This is a genomic window from Metabacillus sp. YM-086 (assembly GCF_048059995.1).
Taxonomy (GTDB): Bacteria; Bacillota; Bacilli; order Bacillales; family Bacillaceae; genus Metabacillus; species Metabacillus litoralis_B.
On sequence record NZ_JBLUOI010000047.1, the window covers coordinates 30,576 to 42,181 of the forward strand.

Genomic DNA, 11,606 nt, shown 5'->3' on the forward strand with positions numbered 1-11,606 from the left:
ATCTTCTTATGGAGGTTGTGCTTTTATACTTTCTAAATAAAAAATAGGGTCAGCATCTGCTAACCCTACTCTTCTGATAATTTTATTTCATTGTCTTGCTTATGATAGCTGTGGAAGCTGTAAATAAGCGTATCTAAGTGTTCAAGCTGTTCACTATAATCAATAATCGTCGAAACGAGTGGTAATAGATGAAAAAAGTAAGTGGAATTTTGATTTTGTTGAAGCTCCATATAAGCATCCATTAAATGTTGTTTATTAAATTTATCTTCTTCTAACAACTCAGTTGATTGAATTGTTTTTGTTTTACCTATAAATCGAAGTAATGCTTCTTCGTGAACATACAACAAATGATCCAATTCTTTAACAAGGACCTTTTGAAAGTGCTCGGGCATATGATGGAGATCATTTTCAAGACGGTGTAGTTTCTTCAAGGTATCTAAAGCTCGATTTGTTGTGACGATCATCTGGCGGAATAGCACTAGTTTTCTTGATTTAGAGTAGGTTTCTCTCTTAAAATAGTTTCGCTCTTCTTTATAATTTAAATAAAGCTGGTCAAGCTTTATCATTTGCTCTTTAAATTTTTCAATATCATCTTTTAATACAGTATGTTCTGAAGCATGACGTAAATTCACTCGAATCCATTTAATAATGTCCTCTGTATTAGATGTGACAAGGTTGTAAAGCTTTGTTTCATATTTAGGCGGAATAAATACCAGATTGACAATAAAAGCAGCCAATACTCCGAGCATTACTGTGAAAAAGCGAATGGATGCTACTTCAATGAAATTTTCACCAGGACTTTCTAAAATCGCGATAACAGTAACAAGAGAGACAGGTATTGTGCTTTCAATCTTTAGTCTTAAATTTATTGCAATCACAATGATCGCTGTTAGTCCGATAACAAACGGATGGGAACCAAAAATTAGACCGAACCCAATTGCTAACGCTGCGCCGATAACATTTGCTTGAACTTGCTCAATAATAGATAAATAAGAACGGTAAATTGTCGGCTGTATCGCGAATATAGCCGAAATACCGGCAAAGGCCGGAGATGGTAACTGTAGGACAGTTGCTAAAAATAAAGCAAGTGTAATAGCGATCCCTGTTTTTAGGATACGGGCACCTAGTTTCATGTATGTTTAATGACATTCCTTTCTTGAACTTAATCAATATCGTACTATACAGCGATTTAGTGCTATTTACAAGATGCACTTTCCCTTTTTTACATAAATTTAAAACGTTCATCTATTCTGAAAAATGGTAAAAGAAAAGTGAAGACAGGGTACTCATGTACTCTGTCTTTCACGTTTACTTTATGATAGCTTGCTGAACGCAACCTCTACCGCTTTTAAAGTTGCTTCTATATCTTCTTTTGTATGTGCAGTTGTTAAGAACCATGCTTCATATTTTGAAGGTGCAAGGTTAATTCCCTGCTGAAGCATAAGTTTGAAGAACCTGGCAAACATTTCACCATCTGTATCTTCTGCCTGCTCATAATTCGTGACCTTTTCCTCTGTGAAATAAATCGTTAATGCACCTTTTAAACGATTTATTGTTATCGGAATATTATATGTACGAGCATGAGCTAATATACCTTTTTCAAGAATGGCACCTAATTCATCAAGGTTTTCATAAACATTTTCTTGCTTAAGTACTTCTAAACAAGCAATACCAGATAGGATTGATGCTGGGTTACCAGCCATTGTGCCGGCTTGATAGGCTGGCCCTAACGGAGCGACTTGTTCCATGATTTCCTTCTTTCCACCATAAGCGCCGATTGGAAGCCCACCACCGATGATTTTACCTAGAGCGGTTAAGTCAGGATATACACCTAAAAAGTCTTGTGCACCACCATACATAAAACGAAAAGCGGTGATCACTTCATCATATATAACAAGCGCACCTGCGTTGTGAACTAGCTCATTCACTTCTTTTAAGAATCCAGGTTTAGGTTCAACAATTCCGAAGTTCCCTACAATTGGCTCAACTAAAATTGCAGCAACTTGGTCTCCCCATTTGTCCAATGCTTCTTTTAAAGGTTCAATTTCATTAAATGGAACTGTAATAACTTCTGAAGCAATACTTTTAGGAACACCTGCAGAGTCAGGAGTTCCTAATGTTGAAGGACCTGAGCCTGCGGCAACAAGTACAAGATCAGAGTGTCCGTGGTAACATCCGGCAAATTTAATAATTTTATCTCGACCAGTATAAGCGCGAGCAACACGAATTGTCGTCATAACAGCCTCAGTGCCTGAGTTTACAAATCGAACTTTATCCATAGCTGGCATAGCTTCTTTAAGCATCTTAGCAAATGTAATCTCATGAGGAGTTGGTGTACCGTATAAGACCCCGTTTTCTGCCGCTTTTGAAATGGCTTTTGTTATATGTGGGTGAGCATGTCCTGTAATAATTGGCCCGTATGCAGCTAAATAATCTATATACTTGTTTCCGTCAACATCCCAAAAGTAGGCTCCGTTTGCTTTTTCCATGACAACTGGAGAGCCGCCACCAACTGCTTTATAAGAACGTGATGGAGAGTTCACTCCGCCAACAATATGTTTAAGTGCTTCTTCATGTAATTCATGTGATTTCGTAAATTCCATTTTATCCTCCTAGTATGTATCAAACTTGGAACATTGTTTATTCTATCATGAAATCTGTCTATATAAAAAACGTCAGATTATAATAGATTCCAATGCATACCATTTGTTGAAATGGTTGTTTTTAGATAGACTAATAAGTTGTGGTCAAATTTGGAGGGGACGAAAATGACAAATATTATTGAGGTAAACCAATTACGTAAAGAATTTAAATCGTACTCCAGCCGTCAAGGCTTAAAGGGTGCGTTTCGTGATTTGTTAAATAGACAATATAAAACCATCCCGGCAGTGAATGATGTGACATTTACTGTTGGTCAGGGTGAGATGGTTGGTTATATCGGTGAAAATGGGGCAGGTAAATCAACATCTATTAAGATGTTAACGGGCATTTTAACGCCAACTTCTGGTCAGGTGCTTGTAAACGGCATGAATCCACATAAAGAACGTGAACAGTTTGTACAGTCGATTGGGGTTGTGTTTGGACAACGATCACAGCTTTGGTGGGATATTGCGGTTCAGGAGTCATTTCGCCTGTTGAAGAAAGTGTACAAAGTATCAGACAAAGATTATAACGAGCATATGGAGCATGTTATCAGCACCTTAGATATAGGGCCATTGCTAGATAAACCTGTACGGAAACTATCACTAGGTCAAAGAATGCGATGTGAATTAGCAGCTGCACTTATTCATAATCCACCACTTTTATTTTTAGATGAACCAACAATCGGTCTAGATGTTCTAGTTAAATTGAAAATCCGTCAATTCTTAAAAGAAATGAATGAAAAATATAAAACAACCATTCTTCTAACTACACATGATTTATCAGACATCGAGGCGTTATGTGAACGTGTCATCATGCTTGATGAAGGTAGTGTCATATATGATGGAGCTTTAGCTAAATTAAGGTCTCACTGGGGAGAAGGAAAACAAATAGAATTCCAGTTTGCAGAAGAAATCGTTCAGGATCAGCTAACCTTTATAACGCAGGACCTTGATGTTCAATGGCAAAAAGGAGATAAACTAAATGTTTGGACAGCACTTGTAAGCGATAAAGAAGCACAAATGTCAGAATTAATTGGTCGGGTTGTTGGTACACATCAGATTAAAGATTTAAGTGTAAATGAAATCTCAACAGAAGAGGTTATTCGAAACATTTATGAAAAGGGAGAGGCTCTTTCAAGCTGAGGTGACATAATGGATAAATATATTGAAATGATCAGAATTCGCTTTTTAATGATGCTTGCTTATCGCACAAATTATTACAGTGGAATTTTAATTTATAGCATTAATATTGGTGCCTACTATTTTTTATGGACAGCGATTTACGGTGGTAAAGAGTCAATTGAGGGTTTATCTGCTATTCAAATGACTACTTATGTCGCGGTTTCTTGGATGGCAAGAGCTTTTTATTTTAATAATATTGACCGTGAGATTGCGCTTGAAATCAAGGAAGGTAAGGTGGCAGTGGAGCTTATTAGGCCGTATAATTATCTTGGCATGAAAACAATGCAGGCATTTGGTGAGGGTGTCTTTCGGTTATTTTTCTTCTCAGTACCAGGAATGGTCATTGTTGCACTTGTTTTCCCGTTGGAGCTTTCATCAAATGGAACAACATGGCTTTTGTTTGCGAGCTCACTAATCTTTAGTTTTATTGTGAATACCCAAATTAACTTAATAACAGGTATGCTAACTTTTTTCCTTTTTAATAATGATGGATTAATGAGAGCGAAGCGGGTTATTATTGATCTGTTTTCGGGACTTTTACTACCTATAAGCTTTTATCCAATGTGGGCTCAAGACATTATGGTGTATTTTCCGTTTCAAGCAATTAGTTATATTCCGAGCATGATCTTTACGGAAGGTATTACAGGAAATGAAGTATGGCAATCGATATTGTTACAAGGATTTTGGGCACTTGTGTTACTTCTTCCAATTCAAATTCTCTGGTTATTAGCAAAAAAACGAATGATCATACAGGGAGGTTGAGGGAATGTTTTACTTTACAATGTTCACACAATATATTGGACAATATATGAAAACAAGGTTGCAATACCGAGCGGACATGGTTGTTGAGCTATTATCTGATATGCTTTTTCAAGTAACAAACTTGGTCTTTATCCTCGTTGTATTTGGTCATACTCAATTTTTAAGTGGATGGACCAGGGATGAAATTATCTTTATATATGGGTTTTTCTTAGTTCCTTTTGCGGTGTTTGGGGCATTTTTTAATATTTGGGACTTTAACGAAAGATATATTGTAAAAGGTGAGATGGATAGAATTTTAACTAGACCAATTCATAGTCTTTTTCAGGTTATTCTTGAGAGAATGGAGCTTGAGTCACTTTTTGGAGCAATCACAGGAATTATTATTATGGGATATGCGTCTGTACAGCTCGGATTAAGCTTTGAGTGGTATGATTTTATCTTGTTTATTCTATTTGTGATTAGTGGTGCACTCGTTTATGCAGGTATTTTTGTTTCATTAGCGAGTATTGGCTTTTGGTCAGATGCACGAACATCTCTTATGCCGATGATGTACAATATCGGGAACTATGGTCGTTACCCTGTTGATATTTATAATGCCGTTATTCGGTTTGTGTTAACGTGGATTTTACCTTTTGCCTTTGTGGGGGTTTATCCTGCAGCCTTTTTCCTTGGAAAAGATGAGTGGTATGTGTATTCATTTCTTACTCCTGTCATGGGGATTGTCTTTTTTTGTCTTTCTGTTTTTCTTTGGAACGCAGGAGTTAAAAGATATAGAGGTGCTGGAAACTAAATATATTAGAAGGGTCAGACATTGTTTGTCTGGCCCTTTTAGTTTTCTCTCATAACGTTCGTGAAGCTTGTATATATTGTACAAAGTGTGTTCTTGAGTAGGGTGGGAGCAATGTGGGACTTATATTTTGTATATGTATTGCTGTTTGTATATTTATGAGCTTTAAAAGTGTTGTTATCATTTGCTTTCAAAGAAATTTCCTCTCTTTTGAAACAATTATTATGATTACATATCTTTATCTTTCTTTACTGATTGGATTTGGCATGATTTATTTGATTTGTATTCAAAGCAATATTCCGGTTCTTCACGAAGTTGGAATGCCAATCTCTGATGGTTACTTTGATAATCTTTTAACCTCTTTGTACTTTAGTGCGGTTACGTTATTTTCCGTTGGTTATGGTGATGTTGTTCCTGTAGGAGTGGGACGTTTTCTAGCTGTCCTAGAGGCGTTAATAGGTTATATCCTTCCAGCTGTTTTTTTAGCTCGTACAGTTATTGGGAACGAAAAATAGTTAATAGTTGTACGAAAGGCTAAAGTTGGTTACGCTTAATGTAACAAACACTTCTTGGAGGGATAAATATGACTATAGAGGTTGGAAACACTGCACCAGATATTGAGTTAGTAGCTGATAACGGAGAAAAGGTTAAGTTATCTGATTATCAAGGTAAGTACGTTGTATTATACTTTTATCCAAAGGACATGACACCAGGTTGTACAACGGAGGCTTGTGATTTTAGAGATCAACATCAAAGCTTTTCAGATTTGAATGCTGTCATCTTGGGAGTAAGTCCAGATCCACAAGAAAGACATCTAAAGTTTAAAGAAAAACATGATCTTCCTTTTCAACTATTAGTAGACGATGAAAATAAACTAGCTGAAGCTTTTGGAGTTTGGAAGCTAAAGAAGAACTTTGGCAAAGAATATATGGGAATTGAGCGCTCCACTTTTATTATAGATCCTGAAGGGAAAATCATAAAAGAATGGAGAAAAGTTAAAGTGAAGGATCATGTTCAAGAAGCCTTGAATTACATACAGGAAGTTAAAGCTTAAGATTGGTAAACATGGATATCGATCAGAGCTGAAAATACATAACGAAAATTTAAAAGTAGAAGGTGTCCATATGAGAGATGAAAGAATAACAAACCTGGCTTCAGTGCTCCTGAATCACTCGGTAAAAGTGAAGAAAGGTGAAAAGGTATTAATACGTGGTCATCTAAACACAAAGCCTTTAATAACAGAGTTAATTGATCAAGCGTATTCATTAGGAGCATACCCTTATGTTGATCTTTTTGATGATGAAATTTCATTACATTTAGCTAAAAATTATCAAAGAGAGCAATTAGAAACGCAAGCTAGCTGGCAAATGCAAGTTTACAAAGATGTTGATGCAGTCATTATTATTATTGGCGAGGAAAATGATGCTGAAATGGCTGATATTCCAATGGAAAAACACCGGTTACGCGGTGAAATCATGAAGCCAGTATCAGAATTCTATGTGAATAACCGTAAATGGGTTCTATTAAACTACCCTACTAAAGGGTTGGCGCAAAAAGCGGGAATGAGTACAAGAGCGTTTGAGGACTACTTATTTGAGGTTTGTACAGTAGACTATGAGAAAATGGCAAGTGCCGTTGCACCGCTGAAGAAGTTAATGGAAAAAACTGACCGTGTACGCCTAACGGGTCCTGGAACTGATTTAAGCTTCTCCATTAAAGGAATTCCGGTTGTACCTTGTACAGGTGAAGCGAATGTTCCAGATGGAGAGATCTTCACAGCTCCAATTAGGGACTCAGTAAATGGAACAATCTCCTTTAATACACCATGTCCATATCATGGTACAACGTTCCGAGATGTGAAGCTGACCTTTGAAAATGGAAAAATCATTGAAGCTGTTGCAGATCAAACAGAAAAGCTTAATGAAATATTAGATACAGACGAAGGGTCAAGATATATAGGAGAATTTGCAATTGGATTTCATCCTATTATTGAGGAGCCGATGGGAGATATTTTATTTGATGAGAAGATATGTGGAAGCCTGCATTTTACACCGGGTGAAGCATATGAAGAAGCGGATAATGGAAATAAATCAGCCATTCATTGGGATATGGTCTTAATACAAAGACCTGAATACGGTGGAGGAGAGATTTATTTTGACGATGTGTTAATCCGTAAAGATGGACAATTTGTGTTACCTGAACTCGAGGGATTGAACCAGGAGAATCTTAAGTGAAAAGTATGAGCCTATTTTTAAAAGGTAAGGCAAACGTCCAGCCAAAATAGGAATTAGAGCGTAATGTATTAGGGAAGGCATTACCTCCTCAAATGTTAGCGCCGGATTGAAGTGCGGACCCGTGTTCCGCACTCTTTTTATGTTATTAGGAAACACGAACCATAACAGTTTTAATACATAAAGGGGGATTTCAGTGTGCAAATACTATCAACTGTGAAATTACCAGATCATTTAAAAGACGAACTTTCTCAGAGCTTTCCGGATATCACGTTTCATCATGATAAAAAGATAGATGAAGCAAAGGGTCTTATACCAGAAGCTGAAGTGATCTTAACCTATGGAGAGGATTTGACTGAGGAGCATATTAAAGCTGCTGATAATCTAAAATGGATTATGGTTGCTTCCGCTGGGATTGACCGACTTCCGTTCGCTATTCTTGAGGAGCGAAATATTACTGTAACAAACTCTAAAGGGGTACATGCTATACCGATGGCCGAATATTGTATATCCATGATGCTACAGGTTTCAAGGCAAGCTGAGGTGTTAATTGAAAATCAAAAGCAACATAACTGGAATAGACGAGTTAGGATGGAAGAGCTATACGGAAAAACTGTTTTAATTATAGGTACCGGTGCAATTGGGACTCAAACGGCTAAACTATGTGAAGCGTTCGGAATGAAAGTTATAGGCGTCAACAGTGATGGAAGAAAAGTAGAGCGTTTTGACAGTGCTTATAGTATGGATGAAATTTCAATTCCTCTAGCAGAAGCAGATTTTGTGATTTCTGTTCTTCCGAGCACTGTGAAAACAAAGGGGCTTTTAAATAAAGACTTTTTCTATAAGATGAAGCAAGATTCTGTTTTTATTAATATTGGAAGAGGAGATGTAGTTGTTGAGAATGACCTCATTCCATTACTTAACGAAAATAGAATTAAACATGCGGTGCTAGATGTATTTGAAAAAGAACCTTTAGCTGAGGACCACCCATTTTGGGAGATGGGAAATGTTACGGTTACGCCTCATCTCTCAGGGATTACAAAGAATTATCTGCCTAGAGTAATGGTGATCTTTCATAGAAACCTTCAGTACTATTGTCATCATCAATTAACAAGCATGGAAAATATCATAGCATTAGAGAAAAGATATTAGGACAAAGAGAATGAATGAAAGCTGTTGGTAAATAATACTCTTATATAAAGAAAGTTTGACAAAAGAGATTCTCACAATGTACACTAATTATAAAGATTATAAAGTAAGAATGTTTTTAGAAGTGAGGTGCATGGCGAATGTCTGAACATCAATTAAAAGATGCGTTGGATGCCTTAAAACAAACAGGAGTACGTATTACACCTCAACGTCATGCTATACTTGAATTCTTAGTCGATTCCATGACACACCCTACAGCCGATGATATATATAAAGCGTTAGAAGGAAAATTCCCTAATATGAGTGTTGCCACAGTTTATAACAACTTAAGGGTATTTCGTGAAGTTGGACTTGTAAAGGAATTAACGTATGGCGATGCATCAAGTCGTTTTGATTTTGTAACGTCAGACCACTATCACGTTATTTGTGAGAAATGTGGAAAGATTGTTGATTTCTCTTACCCAGGACTTGATGAAGTTGAGGCGTTAGCTGCACATGTAACGGGATTTAATGTAAGTCACCATCGAATGGAGATTTACGGTGTGTGCAGTAGTTGTGAAAAGAAAGAAACACATTAAACAAGCTGGTCTTTTGGACAGCTTGTTTTTTTGTTTTAACAGTCAGTCGTATTGGAGAAATGGGCTTTGCTTACGTTCGCGAGATATGAAATAACCCTATTAAAGGAAAGTGGGCCACATTTGTATTGTATTTAAGTAAAAAGGGATGAAAAGCATACGCAAACAAGGAATGTGAATGTTTTTGTATAGATAGGTGAATGAAATCATACGTAAAATACAGAAAAAGGGGAAAATGATAATAAAAGTGGTAGGGAATGTGATAATTATCCATTTGCGTATTGTTTTGAAGTAAAAAGGGGTAAAAAGCATACGCAAAAGAGGAATGTGAATGCTTTTATATAGGATAGGTGGTATGAAACCATACGCATATTTTTTGAAGAGGAAACTCTTTATATAAATAAAAATGACCATCAATGCAGTGTGTGCAATTTGATGGTCATTTCTTGTCTTTTAATTCATTAATATTTAAGCCGTTCTTCTTTATTTGTTTAAACTCTTTTTATTATAGCTTTCATCAAACTCTTTTCCTTCAAGATCCTTGTCCAATGTTAAAGGTTCCTTACAATACATACACATGTCTACCCGACCAAGTATCTTTGTCGGTTTCCCACATGATGGACATGTGACCTGTACGGCTTTTGTCGAGAGCATACCGATCCAGAAGTAAACAACGGTGCTTGCAATAATCGAAAGCATACCTAACATCATAAAGATCGTCATAACCCACATGTTTGTTCGGAAAAATACCCCGATATACATAATAATAAACCCTATAAATATTAAGCTTAAAGCAAAGGTTCTTATTTTATTTATTTTACTAGTATATTTACGAGCCATTTTGACCTCCTAGAATAGATTAATTTTTAAGTTCGTTTGCAAATGTCACCTTTAAAGTGAAAGATATAAGTAACAAGCCTCTTTTGGTCATAAGATACTTGCGCTTTTTTAAATATAGCACAGGTTATATAATAGATAAATTGTTTACTAAATTTACATAAAAACTTGTTTTTTTAAAGTGACTCTGAAAGTAAAGGGTTTTGACAATGAGATGTAGAAACATTTAGTAAAGCCCATATAAGGGAGGAAGATTGATGGAAAATATTCTCCGTCCTATTTATCAAGAACGAGCAAGTCATACCAATACTTTAGCCATTATCATGATTGAAAAGCGGAATCAAACCTCCCCTTTAACTGATAATTTAGATGTAGCTCTCCTGGTTATCGTAAATGAAGCTGAACAGGCTTTATTTGTTAAACATTATGAATATGAAGAAAAAAAAGCATCTTTAACGGTGATGACGAAAGATGACCTGAACGAGTCCATCCTGTTAGGTACAAATAGAAGGATTGTAGATTGGATCCTGAACGGAAAAATTCTTTTTGATCGTAATGAATACATAATAGAACTAATAGACCGACTAAAAACATTTCCTTTTAGTGAAAGGAAAATGAAAATCGGTATTGAATTTGCTAAGTTGGTTCGAAGATATCTGGAGGGTAAGGAGTTCTTCGAATCAATGCAACTGTTAGATACTTATAATCATGTTGTTCACGCGTTACATCATCTAGCAAGACTTGAAGTGATTGATAGGGGATACTATCCTGAGGTAACGGTATGGAACCAGGTAAAACAAATAGAACCGCAAATTTATAAATTGTATAAGGAATTAGTGGAAAGTGAAGAATCACTAGAGAAAAGATTAGAATTACTATTCTTAGCAAGTGATTTCCTAATTCATTCTAAGATAGAAATTGGTGCAGCACATATTTTAACTGTTATGTCTGAAAAAGATTCATGGTACTTCGATGAGCTATATCAACATCCAGAATTGAAGTATTACTCTGTAGACTTAAGTGTTCTTTTAGAATTTTTGGTTGAGAAGCAATACATATCTATAGAAAGAAAACAAACAAAAGGTAAGGGGATTTATCATCGTATATATTTTCTTGAGAAAAAATATTGACTTTAATTTTTATAGGTGATATATTATTAAACGTCGCTGTTACTTAAGTGTTAGCAGCGTCCTTATTTTCTTCTTAACGGTAAAAAACTTTTTTAAAAAAAGAGTTGACGATCCGGTTTGAAGATGTTATATTAATAAAGTCGCTTCTGAGAGAACGACATGAAATGATCTTTGAAAACTAAACAAAACCAAGCGTGCCAACGTTAATTTCGATTAACAAAAACAACGTACTATATAGTACAAACTTTTATGAGCTATATCAACTCTTTATTGGAGAGTTTGATCCTGGCTCAGGACGAACGCTGGCGGCG

The 11,606-nt window shown here is 36.0% G+C and carries 12 protein-coding genes; 9 read left to right on the forward strand and 3 right to left on the reverse strand.

Features of this window, described 5'->3' with window-relative positions:
- Positions 1–65 precede the first annotated feature (65 nt).
- Positions 66–1,133, reverse strand: coding sequence for an aromatic acid exporter family protein (locus ACEWK1_RS18350; RefSeq protein ID WP_212138744.1), 1,068 nt, complete (start codon positions 1,131–1,133; stop codon positions 66–68).
- Between the two features lie 180 nt (positions 1,134–1,313).
- Positions 1,314–2,603: a glutamate-1-semialdehyde 2,1-aminomutase gene (locus ACEWK1_RS18355; RefSeq protein WP_212138745.1), complete on the reverse strand. Its 1,290-nt coding sequence runs from the start codon at positions 2,601–2,603 to the stop codon at positions 1,314–1,316.
- A 165-nt stretch (positions 2,604–2,768) separates the two neighbouring features.
- On the opposite strand from ACEWK1_RS18355, the gene ACEWK1_RS18360 reads away from it, so the two are divergent.
- The 8 genes from ACEWK1_RS18360 (at position 2,769) to perR (ending at position 9,331) form a co-directional block, all read left to right on the forward strand.
- Positions 2,769–3,785, forward strand: coding sequence for an ABC transporter ATP-binding protein (locus ACEWK1_RS18360; protein ID WP_121664487.1), 1,017 nt, complete (start codon positions 2,769–2,771; stop codon positions 3,783–3,785).
- Positions 3,786–3,794: 9 nt separating this feature from the next.
- Positions 3,795–4,586 (forward strand): ABC transporter permease, encoded by a 792-nt coding sequence (locus tag ACEWK1_RS18365; protein ID WP_121664488.1) that lies wholly within the window; start codon positions 3,795–3,797, stop codon positions 4,584–4,586.
- Between the two features lie 4 nt (positions 4,587–4,590).
- On the forward strand, positions 4,591–5,376 hold the full coding sequence (locus ACEWK1_RS18370; RefSeq protein ID WP_121664489.1) for an ABC transporter permease: 786 nt from the start codon (positions 4,591–4,593) through the stop codon (positions 5,374–5,376).
- Positions 5,377–5,489: 113 nt separating this feature from the next.
- Entirely contained in the window at positions 5,490–5,888 is a 399-nt protein-coding gene (locus ACEWK1_RS18375) for a potassium channel family protein (RefSeq protein ID WP_212138746.1), read from the forward strand.
- Between the two features lie 68 nt (positions 5,889–5,956).
- Positions 5,957–6,427: a thioredoxin-dependent thiol peroxidase gene (gene bcp, locus ACEWK1_RS18380; protein WP_121664491.1), complete on the forward strand. Its 471-nt coding sequence runs from the start codon at positions 5,957–5,959 to the stop codon at positions 6,425–6,427.
- Between the two features lie 70 nt (positions 6,428–6,497).
- Entirely contained in the window at positions 6,498–7,607 is a 1,110-nt protein-coding gene (locus ACEWK1_RS18385; protein ID WP_121664492.1) for an aminopeptidase, read from the forward strand.
- 195 nt (positions 7,608–7,802) lie between these two features.
- Positions 7,803–8,756 (forward strand): D-2-hydroxyacid dehydrogenase, encoded by a 954-nt coding sequence (locus ACEWK1_RS18390; RefSeq protein ID WP_212138747.1) that lies wholly within the window; start codon positions 7,803–7,805, stop codon positions 8,754–8,756.
- Positions 8,757–8,893: 137 nt separating this feature from the next.
- Positions 8,894–9,331: a peroxide-responsive transcriptional repressor PerR gene (gene perR / locus ACEWK1_RS18395; RefSeq protein ID WP_098798599.1), complete on the forward strand. Its 438-nt coding sequence runs from the start codon at positions 8,894–8,896 to the stop codon at positions 9,329–9,331.
- A gap of 480 nt (positions 9,332–9,811) precedes the next feature.
- Here the strand turns inward: perR and ACEWK1_RS18400 are convergent, their stop codons facing one another.
- Positions 9,812–10,168: a YgzB family protein gene (locus tag ACEWK1_RS18400; RefSeq protein WP_098798600.1), complete on the reverse strand. Its 357-nt coding sequence runs from the start codon at positions 10,166–10,168 to the stop codon at positions 9,812–9,814.
- 254 nt (positions 10,169–10,422) lie between these two features.
- On the opposite strand from ACEWK1_RS18400, the gene ACEWK1_RS18405 reads away from it, so the two are divergent.
- Entirely contained in the window at positions 10,423–11,295 is an 873-nt protein-coding gene (locus tag ACEWK1_RS18405) for a nucleotidyltransferase-like protein (RefSeq protein WP_121664495.1), read from the forward strand.
- Positions 11,296–11,606: the final 311 nt, after the last annotated feature.